This is a genomic window from Zobellella endophytica (genome assembly GCF_003012775.1).
Lineage (GTDB): Bacteria > Pseudomonadota > Gammaproteobacteria > Enterobacterales > Aeromonadaceae > Oceanimonas > Oceanimonas endophytica.
In genome coordinates, this window is sequence record NZ_PXYG01000003.1 from 1 (window position 1) to 16143 (window position 16143).

At 54.8% G+C, this 16143-nt stretch carries 16 protein-coding genes; 1 reads left to right on the plus strand and 15 read right to left on the minus strand.

The genetic code is table 11. The annotated features are described in order from the left end of the window. The first annotated feature begins 323 nt into the window (after positions 1 to 323). The gene (locus C7H85_RS09165) at positions 324 to 1355 is read left to right on the plus strand and encodes an IS630 family transposase (protein WP_106729418.1); all 1032 of its coding nucleotides are present in this window, start codon (positions 324 to 326) and stop codon (positions 1353 to 1355) included. Positions 1356 to 1384: 29 nt separating this feature from the next. On the opposite strand, the gene C7H85_RS09170 is transcribed toward C7H85_RS09165, so the two are convergent. The 15 genes from C7H85_RS09170 to C7H85_RS09240 form a co-directional block, all read right to left on the minus strand. After that, positions 1385 to 3532, minus strand: a complete 2148-nt coding sequence (locus tag C7H85_RS09170) for an SEC-C metal-binding domain-containing protein (protein WP_106729419.1) — start codon at positions 3530 to 3532, stop codon at positions 1385 to 1387. Positions 3533 to 3735: 203 nt separating this feature from the next. Next, positions 3736 to 4017, minus strand: coding sequence for a type I toxin-antitoxin system ptaRNA1 family toxin (locus tag C7H85_RS20320; protein ID WP_425445064.1), 282 nt, complete (start codon positions 4015 to 4017; stop codon positions 3736 to 3738). Positions 4018 to 4019: 2 nt separating this feature from the next. Beyond that, positions 4020 to 4277: a hypothetical protein gene (locus C7H85_RS09180; protein WP_106729420.1), complete on the minus strand. Its 258-nt coding sequence runs from the start codon at positions 4275 to 4277 to the stop codon at positions 4020 to 4022. A 2-nt stretch (positions 4278 to 4279) separates the two neighbouring features. Then, positions 4280 to 5674, minus strand: a complete 1395-nt coding sequence (gene trbL / locus C7H85_RS09185; RefSeq protein ID WP_106729663.1) for a P-type conjugative transfer protein TrbL — start codon at positions 5672 to 5674, stop codon at positions 4280 to 4282. A gap of 14 nt (positions 5675 to 5688) precedes the next feature. Continuing rightward, positions 5689 to 5919 carry an entry exclusion lipoprotein TrbK gene (trbK, locus tag C7H85_RS09190; RefSeq protein ID WP_106729421.1) on the minus strand — a complete coding sequence of 77 codons (231 nt, stop codon included), beginning with the start codon at positions 5917 to 5919 and terminating at the stop codon, positions 5689 to 5691. Positions 5920 to 5930: 11 nt separating this feature from the next. Beyond that, positions 5931 to 6701: a P-type conjugative transfer protein TrbJ gene (gene trbJ, locus C7H85_RS09195; protein ID WP_106729422.1), complete on the minus strand. Its 771-nt coding sequence runs from the start codon at positions 6699 to 6701 to the stop codon at positions 5931 to 5933. A gap of 224 nt (positions 6702 to 6925) precedes the next feature. Continuing rightward, positions 6926 to 7345, minus strand: coding sequence for a type II toxin-antitoxin system VapC family toxin (locus C7H85_RS09200; RefSeq protein WP_106729423.1), 420 nt, complete (start codon positions 7343 to 7345; stop codon positions 6926 to 6928). Next, positions 7342 to 7689 carry a FitA-like ribbon-helix-helix domain-containing protein gene (locus C7H85_RS09205; protein WP_245879622.1) on the minus strand — a complete coding sequence of 116 codons (348 nt, stop codon included), beginning with the start codon at positions 7687 to 7689 and terminating at the stop codon, positions 7342 to 7344. Before C7H85_RS09205 ends, C7H85_RS09200 begins: the two co-directional genes overlap by 4 nt. After that, positions 7662 to 9440 (minus strand): TraI/MobA(P) family conjugative relaxase, encoded by a 1779-nt coding sequence (gene traI / locus C7H85_RS09210; RefSeq protein WP_106729424.1) that lies wholly within the window; start codon positions 9438 to 9440, stop codon positions 7662 to 7664. The genes C7H85_RS09205 and traI overlap by 28 nt, the downstream gene beginning before the upstream one ends. Further along, positions 9437 to 9811, minus strand: a complete 375-nt coding sequence (gene traJ, locus C7H85_RS09215) for a conjugal transfer transcriptional regulator TraJ (protein ID WP_096779516.1) — start codon at positions 9809 to 9811, stop codon at positions 9437 to 9439. The genes traI and traJ overlap by 4 nt, the downstream gene beginning before the upstream one ends. Positions 9812 to 10678: 867 nt before the next feature. Continuing rightward, positions 10679 to 11434: an ABC transporter ATPase gene (locus C7H85_RS09220; protein WP_106729425.1), complete on the minus strand. Its 756-nt coding sequence runs from the start codon at positions 11432 to 11434 to the stop codon at positions 10679 to 10681. After that, entirely contained in the window at positions 11421 to 12272 is an 852-nt protein-coding gene (locus C7H85_RS09225; protein ID WP_106729664.1) for a helicase RepA family protein, read from the minus strand. The genes C7H85_RS09220 and C7H85_RS09225 overlap by 14 nt, the downstream gene beginning before the upstream one ends. 4 nt (positions 12273 to 12276) lie before the next feature. Further along, positions 12277 to 12507 carry a helix-turn-helix transcriptional regulator gene (locus C7H85_RS09230; protein ID WP_106729426.1) on the minus strand — a complete coding sequence of 77 codons (231 nt, stop codon included), beginning with the start codon at positions 12505 to 12507 and terminating at the stop codon, positions 12277 to 12279. A 564-nt stretch (positions 12508 to 13071) separates the two neighbouring features. Then, entirely contained in the window at positions 13072 to 14487 is a 1416-nt protein-coding gene (locus C7H85_RS19540) for a DUF6035 family protein (protein ID WP_146140436.1), read from the minus strand. A 358-nt stretch (positions 14488 to 14845) separates the two neighbouring features. Further along, positions 14846 to 16039, minus strand: a complete 1194-nt coding sequence (locus tag C7H85_RS09240; RefSeq protein ID WP_106729428.1) for a tyrosine-type recombinase/integrase — start codon at positions 16037 to 16039, stop codon at positions 14846 to 14848. Positions 16040 to 16143: the final 104 nt, after the last annotated feature.

Here is a 16143-nt window from a genome sequence, read left to right on the forward strand (position 1 = left end):
CGTGAACGGCGATTCCGGAAATCCAGCAAAAGTGTTCATCTTGGGCCGGAATAGGTGTTCACGTTGAACCAGAATAGGTGTTCACGTTCCGCCGGAATGGCTGTTCACCATGGGCCGGAATATGCAAGAAGCGAACCCGAGAAACGAGTCTGTCACAGCACTGAAATTAGGCGGCTTGTCCGAATGTAAAAGTATTGTTGTCGACAGTATCTCTAAATAGCTGTTCCGAATAGTAGATCAGTGGAGGCAGGGAACTCAGTCCAGTTTGTGCGATCTGATCAGTCGCCAAACAAAACCAACTCGACACCCAAAGGACTGAGTTCATGCCGATCTTACCACCCCTGCCACGTCCTGAGCGACGCCGGATGCACAAAATCATTCAGACCACACCAGACAAACAGCATGCTCGGCGAGTCATGGCGGTGCTGTTGCGTCACGAACGATACACCCTTGAGAAAATACAGCAGCTGACCGGGGCCGCGCGCTCTACCCTGGGCCGCTGGTTCAACTGGTACCAGGACGGCGGGCTCGATGCCTTACGCTCGCTGCCGGCAGGCCGGCCACCCGCGCTTCCTATCCGTAACATTATCATGCTGCTTCAGATGCTTATCCAGATGTCACCACAAGACTTGGGTTACCAGCGTAGTCGCTGGTCTACCGAGCTCTTTGCTATTGAAATCAACCGGTTGTTGGGTCTCGACATCGCGGCTTCCACGCTCCGCCGTTGGCTGCCTCGCGAGGGGATTGTCTGGCGTAGAGTCGCCCCCACACTGCGGATCAAAGACCCGGATTACCACAGCAAAGTCGAGCAGATCAGGGCAGCACTGGCGAGCAGCAGCCGAGATAACCCTGTGCTTTATGCCGATGAAGTCGACATCGACCTAAACCCCAAGCTGGGAGCGGACTGGATGCCACGAGGCCAACAGAAGAAGGTGGTGACCCCAGGGAAAAACGAAAAGCACTATCTGGCTGGCGCGTTGCACTCAACCACCGGGCAAGTGACCTATGTCTCTGGCCATAAAAAGAATTCTTCCCTGTTCATCGCCCTGCTGGAGGCCTTGCGGCGGCGCTATCGCCGGGCTCGGCAGATCACTCTGATCCTGAACAACTACGTGATCCACAAGAGCCGTCAGGTCCAGGCCTGGCTGGCGAAGAACCCCAAGTTCATCTTGCTCTTCCAGCCGGTTTACTCACCTTGGATCAACAAGATAGAGCTGCTGTGGTACAAGCTGCACGAGACGGTTACCCGTAACCACCAATGCCGTAGCATCTGGTCTCTTCTCCAGCGGGTCAGGCACTTCATGGATACAGTTTCGCCCTTTCCCAGAAGTGGTTACGGAACAGCCAGAATGTAGCACTATTAGGATCAGTTATTTACACCGGATTACCTTAAACAGCACCTCTTGTATTTGAGTCCGCTACCGCAGTGACACGGGTCATTCCGACCGAGTTTTATGCGGCCGACTTTTCGCAAATATTGGGGAAGAGCATCGTTCACTTTAGATGCAGGCTTCATATCAGCTGTAAACCGTTCCATTTCGTCAGAGGCTTCCCACGGAAAATCCAATGTGACGCCGAACTGGACTTGCCCAGCCGGGCTGACAGAAACCCCAAACCACTGTGCTGCACGTTGCTGATACTTGCGTTTGACGCAGTGGGCCTCCAACACGGCAATCGCTTCAGGAGATGATGTTGGATTGCAATGGAAGCAGACCCCACAAGGTGGTGTGTTCGATGCAATCGTAACGTCGTGTCGCTTACCGTCGATCAGCGCCTTCTTCGTGATGGTTTCGAGTATGCGATGGACGTTCCTGCACGAATCTTCGTTCATTGAAAGCAAGTGAAAGCCGAGTTCGAGAGTTCCCGGGTCTGCCCTAGCTTCGATCTCTTTGATGAGGCTCTCGTAACGGGTTTCGCGCATCTTCGTGAGGATGCCCACTGGCGTATCGTCGCCAGGCTGATTGTCCCTGCGAACCATCATCGCTGCGTCTAGGTCTTGTGCGACGGAGTCCTCAAGTATAACTAGATCGTGCTTCTCATCCAGCCAGAGATTCTTCTGAAGGTGGTAGCCAAGCACAGTCAACTCGTGTCCACTCATCAGCTTGTCCGATACGGCCACGCGCAATTTCACATATCCAAGCAGACGCAACGGCGTCGCCAGCATCTCCGTCAACGTGTCGAGAAGGAACACGTCCATCACGAACGGAGGTCGGATGACATCGGTGGTCTGGAACTTCAGCGACTGGCTTGCCTGAAAAGCAAGCGCCGGATAGTGTTCCGACACAAGGCTGAACAAGAAAATTTCTTTGATGCTGGGTGGAAGCTCGACTTCTTTCTTGTTGTCGTCCACCAGCCGACACCCGCTGGCAAGCAGCTCGTTAGCGCATGTCCAGCCTTGGTTATACGAATCTTGGATGGCAGCAGCGAAGTCGGCTTTTAGCTGGTTATCGTTCCCCTTGCGCGCAGCGATGGTCAGTTTCTTAGCCTTCGCCTGCAAAATGATGAGTCGGTCTCCGTAGATGACCAGAACATCCACTTCACCCACAATGTCTTTGCCTCGATGCAGGTTCACATTCGTATGGACATGCTCACGGCCAAAGACCCTAGCCAACCGGCGCGCAGCGAACTGTTCGGTGAAGGCGCCGCGATGCTTGGCGGCTATTGGGCGGTAAGCTTTGTCGTCCCACATCCAAAAGAATGGAGATTCATACAACGCCTCGTAAATGGCGTAATGCGAGAAGAGAAGCACAGTCCCATGGTCGGTAGGTAGCAGCGGCCGAGCGGCGACCTCATTGAAATCACCTACCTCCTTGAACCCCGAGTTATCCCCCGCAAAGCGGAACGCGCGAAAGAAAGCTTCGACTACACCTTTATCAACCCTGCTATGATACGCCACCTCATCTAGCGAGAACTCAAATACGGGCAACCAAGTAGCGGGAGTGTTGACCATTCGGGTATCAGCGAGAAGTCGCGTCCCCTTTTCGTCCATCAAGGCGCACATCGTCTTTGCGATGATACGCGCCTGGTAGGATGTGAATCCTTTATTCTTAAGCATCCATGCGTCATCGGCCCCGTACTTCTCAGGCACAAAGTCCCTGTACTGGAAAGCATAGGCTGACTCAGTGCCGTAAAAGATAGGCTCTCGCATCCCCGGGCCGTGCCACGGTTCTGGCGGCGTGGTGCCTGCCTTCACAGCCTCGAACATGGATTTGAACATCGGGTAGGACATCGAGTCGTGCAGTTCCTGCATAAGGGCATCGGTGCGCCTGACGTAGCCATCAATCACATTTGTCGGCTGTAGAGACAGGTCTAACGGCTTCTTTACCATCAGGCCAATCAGCGTCGTCAATTCTGTCCGAATAAGGCGCTCACGACTGAACAATCGGTCCATGTCGGACGGCTTCAGCTTACCCTTGATGTGAATGACGTTGTCACGATGACAGATGTTGGCTACCGCATGAACGTATCCAGGCAATCCTGCAAGCGTAGCTAGGTCCTCAAGAATTTGGGATTCTTCGCGTGGCTTCTCCATGCTTCCTACTAGGTTCATTTTAAGTACCGAAACATTGAAATTTGACGCATATCATAACACCACCTAGTGTGTCACATTCGCAAAAGCGCGAAGCCGCAGACTGTCCAGAAAACCACCGTTTGATGAACACTTTTAGCCGCTAAAAAGAAAAGAGCGATCAACTGACCGCCCTTCCCTTCTTGGCGTTCAGCACTATCAGGGTGTCAAAGACTGCCGCACGGCCTTGATGGCCTCTTGGAGCCCCCCTTCAATACCTGGCCGGTTTCGGCCTGGCAGAACATCACCATGAACATATTGGCAACTGCCTCAGCCAGTGGCCCGAGTTGCTGGGCATGCTCCCGGTCGAGATATTCCCACATCACCAAAGCAGCAGCCGCTTGATACACGGCTTGGCAGGGGTCTATAAACTGTTGTATTGTCAAGATTCCCTCTCTATCTGGTGGATTGAGGAAATACCGGCCGGCCCGCAATGCCGGCCGGCGCACTTTTATCGGCCTGAGCTGAGAAAGCCGGCAGCCTCAGCAAATGGTGTGCTGCCCGTACTCGTTCCAGCGGACTTATCCATCACTCGGGTTTCTTCTTCTCTCCCAGTTTCAACACCAGGGAAAGGATCAGGCCGGCCCACGAAAGCGGCAACCTCTACGGCTACATCCAGCTCTGTTGACTGATCCCCTACCGGCTCAAAATAGGCTGTCGTACCTTGGCTAGCAACAACGTCCAGCCCGTCAAAAAAACTGCGTTTCATCGTCACTCATCCCGCTTGTTGTTGCTGTCGTTTGTGCCACCCAAGCTGCTACCTTCAAATGAAGGCGAGCTGGAACGGATCGAGGAGACCAAGCGGCCACCGGTCGTATCAGCCACGCGATCCTTGAACTTGTCCGCAGCCATAGAACCAGCCCCCTTAGCCAGATTCCCGACTGTCGCAGCAGCAAGGCTTGCTGCACGCTTGATCCCGCCAGCAGAACTGTCACTAAAACCTGCTGCTTGAGCAAACGGTGTGCTTCCGGTGCTGTTATCGCCGCCGGAGCTGGAGCCTCCGCCTACACCGCTACTATTCGATACTCCATCCATGCTGGGCATATCGCTCCCGCTCGACATCGAGGCCGATGCCTTTTCAAATGCAGCCTTAAGGGCCGAGGCGCCACCTACCGCATTTGCGACCCCTCCCAGCATGGCGCCTCCGGCCATTTTGGCCCCCGCCATGGCCATGCCGGCCGCCGTCATGGCTGCGCCCATTGCAGCACCGGCCCCAAAAGAGCCAATGCCCATGGCACCGACGCTGCCGCCGGATACTAGGCCGGAGATCATGGGCGGCACCTTGTTTACCAGGAACAGCAGGATCACCGACACCACCAGCATCACTACCAGCTCCTGGGACGCCATGTTCTCGCTGATCTGCGAGTAATAATGAGCGAGAAAATCCCGACCGATGGCGACAAGCAGCACCATGGCCATCAACTGGGCCGCAATGCCGAGAATGGCCTTGTAGTAATTGATCGCCATGTCCGAGGTCCAACGGGAACCACCAAAGCCCAGGAAGAACACGCCTGCGTAAAGCAGTATCCAACTGGCCGCCAGCAACAACAGCAGGTTGACGGAAATAATCGCCAGCACCAGCAATACCGCCAGGGCCATCAGCTCCATCACCAGCGCAGTGGCGAACTGTTGCCAGCTCAGCTCCGACGTGGCCTGTACCGTCCGGTCGTAGAGTTCAAAGCCAAGATCCAGGATGCTGGACGGGCCGAGATTACTGTTGGAAAGGCCACCGGCCTGCGCGCCCAGGGTTTGCAATGACTGGACGATGGTTCCGGCGATGTTCATGCCTTGGTTCGCGTTCGTCAGCAGCCACCAGAAGAACCCGGTAAAGATGGTGAACCGCACCAGCTCCGCGAAGAACTCGCCGATGTCGGCCCTGCGCAACGCCATCATACCGAAGGTCCAGACCATCGAAATCACCACCAGGGTCCAGAAGAGACGGCTCGCGGCGGCTTCTATGGCGGGCCCCCAGGTCGAGGCGGCACCATGAAAACGGTCCAGCACATCATCCATGATGTTGCTGCTGGACAGCTCCTGCGCCAGAACAGGCTCCGACACGACAACGGCGGCCAATACTCCCAGGCCACAAAAGGCTATTCGTTTCATGCTAAGGCCTCCCATCAATACCGGTCGGGGGAGCTGGGCTTAAACTCCCAGCTCCGCATTTGCCGGGCTTTCTCGAAGGATCGGCAAGCCTGGGTGAAGGCTTTCCGGTTCGCCTCGTTTCTCAGCTCGCTGATGGCCTGCTGAAATGCGGCCGGCGCACAGGTTGCCGCGCTCGCCTCCGGTACTACTTCCTGCTCACATCCGGACAAGGCAACCAGGGCCACCAATGGAATGATTCTTTTCATGGCGGCCTCCCTTAGTAGCGATCTGCTGAGCTGGGTTGATAGGTCCAGGTGCGCAGCTGCTGTTCCCGTGCTTCGCCCCTGGCGTAGGCATCCATTTCGGACGCCAGCCGGGCTGCCTCTGCATTCTGCTGGGCAATCAGCAGGCTACGGATCTGCAGGAGCTGGTTGGCCTGGTTGCTGGCGAGCTGATTGGCGTAGCCGATGGCGGCAAGCTGGCCATCCGCGCCCTGGGCGGCGGATTGCAGGCGTTCAAGCTGACGAGCGTCGGATTGCAGGTTGCGCTGCTGCTGGCTAAGCCCGCGAAACAGCGCGTCGTTGGCCGCCTTTTGGTATTCGGACGCCAGGCGGCGGTTTTCTTCCATCGCAGTTTTTTCGGCCGGTGTGCAGCCACCGGAGCCGTTAAAACAGGGCGAGCTGCGGTAATAGGCCACATCCTGGAACTTGCCCAGGTAGGCATCGAGGCTGCCAAGCTGGTTCTGGTAATGCTGGAGCGTGTTGGTGGCCTGGACCAGATCATTGATGGTGGTCTGGGCCTGATCCCAAATGTAAGCGGCCGGAGCCATGGTGTTCTGCAGTTGGTTTTCGTACTGCTGGAGCTGGGTTTGATACTGCTCAATTTGCTTGAGCGTCTGCGCAACGGCCTCCATCGCTGACATCATGTTTTGCGCCAGGTTGGTGCCGTCGACAACCGGAATGCCCGCCCGTGCCGGCACGGATGTGGTCAACGCCAGGGAGATGGCGAGCGCGGCCATTTTAGCCGCTAAAATACGTTCTTTTTTCATGATTGAGTGCTCTTAGTGTTGTCGTAACTAAGTTGCACTCACCAACCTGTAGCGGCTCGCCGGATATGGCTGCAAACCGCTACCCCTGCTGAACGTCAGCGGTGAATGTGGACCTCTACAGAGATAGCTCGTTACTTACTATCCCGGCGTCCGACCTGCGCGACACCGTTAAAACGCGCGGCCGCATTGTTGTTGAACATCGGTGTCATTGTCCTTGGGGACGGTTAGGCTTCCCAAGGGTTAATGGTGTCTACGCCCGCCGCTTCAAACGGGCTGACGTCTCGCGTGGCGACGATCATGCCATTGGCGGCGGCCGTCGCGGCGATATATCCGTCGGCTGCGCCGATTGCCAGGCCGGCTGTCCGTGCCTTCGCCATCAGCTCGCCGTAGGCTTTCGATGCCGACATATCGAACGGCAGCACCCGCCCGGCAAACAGCGGCAGAATTTGCTTTTCCAGGCTCTCTTGCAACCCATCACGGCGTTTGCCGGCAGGCAACGATGCCATACCGAAACGCAGTTCGGCCACTGTGATAGCCGACAGGTAAAGCGTTTCAAGCGCCTGCGCGTCAATCCATTCAATCACCCGGGCTTCGGGGGCCTGACGCAGTGGCTCCGAAACGACATTGGTATCCAGTACGATCATTCGAACGTCATCGGCTTGGCAGGGGTCTTGTCGCGCACCTGCTCGATGGTTTTAAGATCTTCATCGGTCAACTTGGCCCGTCGGCCAATCTCGGCCAGCAGAGAACCCAGTTTCTTCCGGCCTTTCGGCTTTACGGCATTTTCCAGGATGTCGCGGATTTCCGCTTCGGCGCTGCGCCCGTGCTGGGCAGCCAGCACCTTCAGGGCACGATGCACCTCATCCGGCACATTTCTAACAGTGATAGACGGCATGATTTCAAACCCCACACTTGCTTTACATGACTGCATTTTAGCACACTGCAAGCATTGAACAAATTTTACCGCGCCCGCCCCTTGCTCTGCCACCTCGCCTTCTTGGCGTCCAGCTCCGCCCGCAGCTTGGCCTTGCGGCGCTCCTGCTCGCTCGGCCCTGGCGGGGTCGGCGTGCTGACGACCTTGTTCCCGAAGCGCAGCACATCGAGTTGAGACAGGGTTTGCAGCCGGTTACGGCGCATCGGCGGCGGCTCCTGGCCGATTGGCGTTACTCCCGACCGTTTGGCCCGCCCCTGGATCCCGGTTGTACCCTGGCTGTTGGCCAGGGCCTGGCGACGGCGTTCCAGACCGGCATCCGCGAATCTAACAGGCAGTTGCCCATCCACAGCCGCCCGGATCACTCGGGCCTTGAACTCCGGCGAGCCATGCACGGTAATGCGGTCGCCATAACGCTCCATCGCCAGTCGTAGCGCATTCTGGATACCTGCCTGGTCGGATTCCCTGGATACCTGGAGCCGGTCGCCATCGTCGCGCACCGCACTGGAGCCGGCCCGGTAAATGATGGTGCCCTTCTTGGTGATGTTGTCGATCACCGGCGCATGACCGGGCTTCGCCCGCCCCTCTCCCTTGAGGGTATTGCCCTTAAGGCCCTGGGCGGCCTCTCTGGCCCGCAGCGCGGCCAGGGCCTCGGCATCGCCCTGCAGGGCCTCCCGCTTGAGCCAATCGGCCCAAGTGCGCTTTCCGTGGGCCTCATGGATGGCCTGCCGTTCTTCCCGGTACTGCTTCTGGATGGCGTCAATGTCGGCTTTCAGGGCACTGCTGGCCTGGGCATACAGGAGCTTTTGGGTCAGCTTGCCGCCGCCAGTAAGCTTGATGGCCGCCCGCCTCGCCCTGCCGTTCATCTTGGCGTGCTCAATCCGGCGGTCTTTCCGTCGCCGGGCTTTATCCAGGGCGGCCGTTTTGTTGGCCGCCGCCGTCGCCTGCTCTGACTTGTACCGGGCGTAAAGCGCGCTGGTGTTCACCCGCAGCCGTACCGGATCTTTGCGGTACTGTCGGCGGGGCCTGGCCTGTTGCGCCTGGTCAGGCTCGAACGGGCCAAAACGTGCTTCCAGCTTCGGCTTGGAGAAATCCCGCCCCAGGGTGCTCGCCTTGACCATAACGTCATCGCCGGCCATCACCACCAACCCATTGCCCCGCCCCCGAAGTTCCAGGCCGTTGTCACGCATCACCCGGTGCAGCTCGCCCCAGGACTGCACGGCCTTGAGTTCGTCCAGGCACTCGCGCTTGATCCAGCCGATCAGGCTTTCAATACCGGCGTGGCGCTCCATGTCGGCCGCCCGGGCCTCGGCACCGCGCCGGCGCGGCATGTGGTTGTCCCGCTGCAACCCGTAATCCCGCTCCATGGCTTCGCACAGCTCGGCCAGCGTCTGGTGTGGGTAGTAGGGCTCGTGGATGGTGTTCCGCGTCGGGTGGATCTTGTTGATGGCGATATGGATATGCAGGTTGTCGGTGTCGTTGTGAACGGCACTGATACGCTGATGCTCGCCAAAGCCCAGTCCCTCGCAAATACGATCCTCGATGGCGGCCAGGGTCTCGGCTTCAACCTGCTCCCCGGCCCGGAAGCTGACAATCAGGTGATAGGTTTTGTCGCTCTTCGCCCTGGTATTGGCAAACTGGGTCGCCAGCACTTCGCTGATCGCATCCCGGACCGAATGCGCCTCGCAATTGGTCAGCCGGACGGCCCCCAACCGATGCTCCTTGCTCTGTTTGTCGGTGATGTAATTCACCAACCCGGCAAAGTCGGATTTGCCCTGTGAGCGCATGGCAACGTGTTTGGCTATCATGACTCGGCCTTCGGCCGAAGTATGGACTCCATGAGGAGGCTCATCTGCTCCTGCGTCGCCTCGATGCGGCCCAGAACCGCCAGGATGGTATTGGCCCCGACTCCGGCCACCCTGGCGTCATTCGTCAGCCAGAGTTTCAGCAGGCCACCCAGTCGGCCCAGGTCGCCATTCACCCTGACCAATTCGCGCACCTGCTCGGCATCGGTCACACCGCGAACCTGGTAGCCCTGGCCGACCAAGCGCAGATAGGTCGAGGCGCTATGGCCCGCCCTCCTGGCGTTGGTCTCGATGGCAGCCCTTTCCTCGGGCAGGCAATAGACCTTGATCGGATTACTGCCCTTTCTCGTTGGCTTGTTCTCGCTTGTCTCCATGTCACCGTCCTCTTCGTGATTGCCAGCTGAGCTGGACGGCCCCGCAGGGCAGGATGAACGTTGAGCACCGCAGGTGCGAATAAGGGCCGGTGAAGAGGCTCCGCCATGCTTGCATGGTGGGCCTACTTCACACATCCTGCCCGCACCTCGGCGTTGATTCTTGCGCGTACGCCATGTGCAAAGCATCGCTATTACCGTGCACTCGTCGTGTAATCCTGTGGAATCGCACACAATCAGCCTTAAACAGCGCAGTAGCTGATGCTTGCAGCGATAATGCAGCGCGCCAACAGCGGTAAAACAGCGCTCTAATCGTGTTCGCCCCATGGCAGCTGACCTTGCGCTTTACACTTTGGAATACACAGGTTTCCACCCGCTTTCCCCACTACCAGCCCGGCCGCCCCTCAAATGTCAATAACGCCAAAGTGCCGTACCTCAAGCCGTCAACCAGACCAAAATGCTGACTCCAGGTGGCAATAAAACCGTAACCGGCGCTCCCTGGTGTCAATCAAGCCGGATGGCTGCCCCTCAAATGTCAATAAAACCGAGGCCCCGCCCCTCAAGTGTCAATAAACCACGCCATAGCAATTCCTTTGCGACGCTCCTTTGTCTTCTCCGGCCGCTCTGTAGCCGGAGGTCAACTCCGGCCTGGCAGCCCTCCCCTCCTGGCGTTCAACCATCGGCCGTAGGCCGATTGATAAAGCCCGACAGGGCTTTATCAAGAAAGGTGTAATCGCCCGCATCAAGCGGGCGGTTATACCGCCTGGATATCCTGAAATATCCTGAAGATCCTGCTAAAACGGCAAAAATTCGGGCGGCTGTACCACGCGTCCGGGCGGTTGTGCCACGCCTTCGGGCGGGTACGCCACGCTATCGGGCGGCTGTGCCACGCTTCACCCTGTTCTCATCAGTGATTTCTATCCCCAGCTCGGCAAGCCCAGCGGCATCATGTTTCAGTCGTCTACGCCCATCCCGTATGGCCTGGCCAGCAACATCATCACCGCATACGGCACGGATCAGGGTATCCATATGCCAGCCCCCGGCTGGATCATGCTTATGGGTCAACACATGGCGAGCTACCGCTTGACTGATCCCATGCTTGAGCCTGGTGATAGGCGCCGGCTGGTAGTGAAGGGATAAGTCGTGCTCCAGCAGCATGACCAAGGCAACTCCCAACCGGACACGCCACAGGTTGCGTTTTCCCCTGGTCAGAGGGTCGGGACGAGTCATCGGTGATGGTATTACGTGATCGATCAGGCCCCCGATAATTGGAAAATCAAACTGCGGCGTCTCTATAGTGATGGTCGCCGCCCGCAGTTCAGCCAACAGCTTCTCAATCTGGGTAAGGCTGTATTGATGATCGGACATTGTCCGGCGAAGCTTCGCAGGGTCTACCAGAAGCTCCACTCCGCCATCCGACACATCCCGCTTCCGCTCGGCAACGTACAGCATGGATTCCATAAGGTCGGCATGGCGCTGTCCGAGCCTGCCGGTTACTCGACAGCGACCAAAGCAGGTGTCCATCCACTGTCCCTTGCGTTCTCGGGGACGCTGAGTGGGCTGATAGATCATCACACGAGCCTGTAATGCCGTGCTGGTGGGAGCGACCTTGTTACCAGTTGTCATCACCAATCCCAACCACTGCTTTCGGCTTCACAAACTGCTGCCGCTTTTGCCGCTCCAGAACGGCCGGCTTGAGTACGCCCCCTTCATGTCGGCGCAACCAACGTTCGGGAAAAGGTGCGCCGTAATTGGCTTTGCTTACGCCAAAGCGGACGAAGTAACCCCGTTGGCCGTCATCCACTCCCCATTCCTCGGCCTCCCCTGGCGTCATGCCTGAGAGGTAGGATTGCCAACGGATGTTATCGACCAGCACAGATGAGCCACGGCTGGCTTGCTGTTGGTCGCCAGCGCCCATCATGGCCGCTCCCTTGCTGGAATGATGCAGAAATACGATGGCGCAGCCCGTTTCGGCGGCGATGGCCTCCATCCGGCCAATCACCTGCGACATGGGCCCGCTGGCATTCTCTTCCTCGATATGGAAACGGCGCAGTGTATCCAAGATCAGCAGGCGTCGACCCTCTGCAACCTGCCTGAGGCCATCAAACCATGCCGAAGACATAATGTCGGGGCACCTGCCAATCAATGGCTCAACCAGCAGTCCATCAGCCACCGCCTGCTGCTGTGGAGGCGTGAGGTACCTTCCCAGGACGTGCAGCCGATGATGGATAGCCGCAGTCGGATCTTCGGCTGGCAGGTAAGCCACGGCGCCGGAGGGAAACTCGCCAATATCCAGCAGGTCGGGACCACCGGCAATCTGTGCCGCCAGTTGCAAGGCCAGCATGGACTTACCCGCCCCGCCAGGCGACACAATAGCCCCCACGGTTCCCGCAACCATATTCGGCAAAACGTAATCAATCGCCGGCGGCAGCTCAGTAAAAGCAGACATGAGATCAAGAGCCATATCGTTACCCACCCATGAAATAGCCAGGGCGCATGGCTTGGATACCAGACGACTTACGCTCTTCAATCCACTTCTCAACCTCTTCCAGATCCCAGGCAACATTTCTGCTTGTTAGTGCAATGCGACGCGGAAATTCGCCACGCTGTTCTAGGTTGTAAATTGTCCGAGCGGAAAGCGGAATCATCTCCAGAAGTGCCTTTCTATTAATAAGTGTTTTATGTGCCATTGATTGCATGTATTTGCCTCCCAAGACCAGAAGAGACTTTAATACTAACAACAAAAATAATTTTTTAAATAAAAAATAAAATTAAACCTTCAACTTAAAAGCCAAGCTAAAGTTAAATTTCGATATATCGAAATCACAAACAAGCGAACATAAAAAGTTAAGCTAAACCTTTTCACGAAAATAAAGAAACAGAAAAAAGAGCACTATAAAATGACATAGCCACCTTGGTTTTTAGCCGCTAAAACCTCAAAAAAAGCGCACACCCTAAAAAGTAGTAGTTGTTTTGACTAGCACATAAAGCAACCTTCGACACGCCAAGCTATATGTAAACCTGGCAAAAACTTGATCAAAATTCAGGCCACATAATTTTAGCGGCTAAAATACATGACTAGAATTTAGACTACATTCTCTGCGCAAGATGGGAGGCAGGATTGAGTGTGTATTAGAGCCGGCCAATTTTTCGGGGAGGGTTACACCGTGGTTAGTTTGTAGTGGCCTAACTGGTAAAACACCAGCTCAAAGACTAGAATTAGCTTAGGGGCCGGTTGAGATCCAAAAAATACTTTCCCTTCCTCATAATCTTGGCTCAGATAAAAACCAGTTCATAAATTCATGAAAGTCTATTTTTTGTTCAACATGTGAAAAGTCTTTTTTTAGTCTGTCGGACATTGTATCGTCATTGATAATCATCTCTTTATGTGGACTCTTATCTAAAATTGACATAAACAAAGTAAAGTATGAATGAAAAGAGGGTTGATCATAGAAGTTATATGCTGCTCTGACTGGCCCAGTATTTTTCATGGCTGGGTATCCAGATATGACTAGCAAGTTTGCAATAATATTTAACTGAACATTGGGAGAAATGCCAAAATCATTATATCCTAACTGCCTTGCACAACGATTCCAGCGTTTCATATCGTGCTTTTTATCTAATAAAATATTGATAATTGTTTTCTTTAACCTTAGGACTCTAGTATCATAATCTTCCTTATATACTTGATACAACCATTCACTATTGCGAGTAACGTCTACAAAAGGCCATCCTTTTTTAACATTAACTAAAAAATCTTCCCATGTCCTGCACTGCCATGAAGATATATTCTGCGCCACAAACCTTTTCCCTTGTGACTCCAACTTCTGTCTATTACCATCATCAACAGATATGAAGTCATAATAGAATGCAGCTCCATCTTTAAAGTGAACATCATCAAATGAGATAATCTTATCGCTCCATCTACATTTAATTAACCCATCAATTATGGTTGAGTCTATGTACTTTACCAGCACTTTAAGGCTATTATAGGTTTTAGAGATCTTGGCGAGACTACCATTAAAGAAAAAAATACTCCCTCTATTTGCAAAAGCAATGTCTTTTTGAACTTGTTTCATTTCAATTGCATTGGTTTTGTATATCTCAGAAACCAACTCTGAGCTTTCAGCACTTAACCAAACCAGCCTCATCCCCTTTTTATTGTAAAAGGCTTTACGCTTTACAATAACAGCCGGATTTTCGCTTCTCATCTGTATCTCAAAAACAACATCTTGCCCTTTATATTTAGCATGTAAGTCGGGCTTTCTCCTTTCTAGATTGTCTAGACTGACAATAAAGCGTCTATCAACATCAATTACTTCCCAACCATCGATCACTTCAAGTGTTTCTTGAAGTAACCTTTTCATTTCTCTGTGTCGCTTACCTTCCTTAATCCCTGCGTAAATTTCACCTAGCGTCTTAGAATCACGTTTCCATAAGCATTCTTTTCCTGCTTGATGCTGAACATGATATTTGTGGCCACTCTCATGACTATCACTACGCTTTGCATAGAGGATTACCGGAGACTTGCAATGAAAACAGAGAAACCTCTTTTTATTTTCATTATTCGCTCGTATCTCATGGATTTCCCTTATACCAAGATGTTCCTCAAAGAACTCGACAGAGATCATCTCATTATGTAGCGAGTCAAGCACAATGGGGATCTGCAATTTTCTCATACCATTCACCTCCACTTGCTCATCAACCACTAAAAATATCACATAATCCACTGATTTAAATTAACTTTTCAAATAAAGATTTTCTTTCACGAAAGGAGTGTGACAATAAAATAGGCACACAGGGATTTATGCTCATCGAGGCGATTTTGGCAACTAGTCTTTTCGATTTTTCCACCACGATGAGACTGAATCACGTTCAAATTGAGAAGGACATTAAACGTACTGACCGACTGGGGAGCGATATCGCAAAGATCCCCTACGCCATTGGGCTGCGTCCTCATCAATACAATGATGGATTGCCGTCGGCTCAGGCCGAGCATCGGTATATAATAATTTACTGTGTGGAATTAGTTGACCACTACACTTCAGTCGTCCACTCATCAATCATATCCGCCCAGTCCTGCAACATGGCGGCACGCTGCTCGCGGTACTCGGCTTTGTTATACACCGCCCTTACGCCCTTCTGTTCGTGGGCCAGGCATTTCTCAATCCAGTCGGTATTGTAGCCGGCTTCGTGCAGCAGGGTGCTGGCAGTGCGGCGCAGATCGTGGGGACCGAACTTGGCCAGGCGCTGCCCTTCTTTTTGGGCCAGCTTATAGGTCAGGTCCAGCACGCGGTTCAGGGTGGCGCTGCTCATGGGCAAGTCGGAGTCGTAACGGGACGGCAGAACGTAGTCTGAGCCTCCCGAGAAGGTCTTCAGGGCAATCAGGATATCCAGGGCCTGCCGGGATAGGAACACCAGGTGGGGGTTCCGCCGCTTCATCCGCTCCTTGGGGATGGTCCACAGCGCCTCGCTGAAATTGATCTCGCTCCAGGTGGCATTGGTCAGCTCGCTTTTGCGCACCATGGTCAGCAGCAACAGCTTGACCGCCGCCCGGATGGAGGGCGATGTACCGATCCGCCCCATGTACTCATACATGAGCCGGATTTCCTCCGGCGACAGGGTACGGTCTCGCGGCTCAAACCTGGCGATGCTGGTGGGCCTTACCAGGTCGGCCGGGTTCTCTACCTTCTGCCCCCGCTCGATGGCCCAGCGATAAACCTGGAGCACAATATCACGGGTGTGAACGGCCGTCGCAGGAGCACCCCGCTCCACAATGGCATCGGTCAGCATGCGCAAATCTTCATGGGTGATCTCGGTCAGCTTCTGATTACCGAATTTCTTCTCCAGTTCCCGGGCATAAACCGAGCGGCGCATATCACGGGTAGAGTCCGCCATCTGGTAGCCCCGCAGCCACTTTTCCGCCCAGGCACCAAAGGTTTCGGCGTCTTTCACCCGGGCCTTGTTCCGGGCTTTCTCCTTGGCCGGTGACTTGCCATCGGCCACCATGCGCTTGGCTTCATTCAGCCGCTCCCGGGCTTCCGCCAGGGTAATGCCGCCCACGCCATAACGACCGAAGGTGATCGTCTCCTGCCGACCATGGATGGAATAGTTGTAACGGAACGAGACGGTGCCGGCCGGCGTCACGGCCACATAGAGGCCATCCCGGTCGTTCACCTTGTAGAGCTTCTCCCTGGGCTTGAGGTTACGCAGCTTGGTATCGGTCAGCATCAGTCTTGTCCTTCGTCGGTTTTGATACCATGCTGAAAACACCCCACAAAATAGCCATTAATTTATTTAAAAACAGCTAGTTATGGACTTTTGATACCATGAGT

What these genes read in the sequence shown, in the direction of transcription:
- C7H85_RS09165 (WP_106729418.1), top strand. Translation starts at nt 324, where the DNA reads ATGCCGATCTTACCACCCCTGCCACGTCCTGAGCGACGCCGGATGCAC.
- C7H85_RS09170 (WP_106729419.1), bottom strand. Translation starts at nt 3,532, where the DNA reads ATGGAGAAGCCACGCGAAGAATCCCAAATTCTTGAGGACCTAGCTACG.
- C7H85_RS09180 (WP_106729420.1), bottom strand. Translation starts at nt 4,277, where the DNA reads ATGAAACGCAGTTTTTTTGACGGGCTGGACGTTGTTGCTAGCCAAGGT.
- trbL (WP_106729663.1), bottom strand. Translation starts at nt 5,674, where the DNA reads ATGAAACGAATAGCCTTTTGTGGCCTGGGAGTATTGGCCGCCGTTGTC.
- trbK (WP_106729421.1), bottom strand. Translation starts at nt 5,919, where the DNA reads ATGAAAAGAATCATTCCATTGGTGGCCCTGGTTGCCTTGTCCGGATGT.
- trbJ (WP_106729422.1), bottom strand. Translation starts at nt 6,701, where the DNA reads ATGAAAAAAGAACGTATTTTAGCGGCTAAAATGGCCGCGCTCGCCATC.
- C7H85_RS09200 (WP_106729423.1), bottom strand. Translation starts at nt 7,345, where the DNA reads ATGATCGTACTGGATACCAATGTCGTTTCGGAGCCACTGCGTCAGGCC.
- traI (WP_106729424.1), bottom strand. Translation starts at nt 9,440, where the DNA reads ATGATAGCCAAACACGTTGCCATGCGCTCACAGGGCAAATCCGACTTT.
- traJ (WP_096779516.1), bottom strand. Translation starts at nt 9,811, where the DNA reads ATGGAGACAAGCGAGAACAAGCCAACGAGAAAGGGCAGTAATCCGATC.
- C7H85_RS09220 (WP_106729425.1), bottom strand. Translation starts at nt 11,434, where the DNA reads ATGACAACTGGTAACAAGGTCGCTCCCACCAGCACGGCATTACAGGCT.
- C7H85_RS09225 (WP_106729664.1), bottom strand. Translation starts at nt 12,272, where the DNA reads ATGGCTCTTGATCTCATGTCTGCTTTTACTGAGCTGCCGCCGGCGATT.
- C7H85_RS09230 (WP_106729426.1), bottom strand. Translation starts at nt 12,507, where the DNA reads ATGCAATCAATGGCACATAAAACACTTATTAATAGAAAGGCACTTCTG.
- C7H85_RS19540 (WP_146140436.1), bottom strand. Translation starts at nt 14,487, where the DNA reads ATGAGAAAATTGCAGATCCCCATTGTGCTTGACTCGCTACATAATGAG.
- C7H85_RS09240 (WP_106729428.1), bottom strand. Translation starts at nt 16,039, where the DNA reads ATGCTGACCGATACCAAGCTGCGTAACCTCAAGCCCAGGGAGAAGCTC.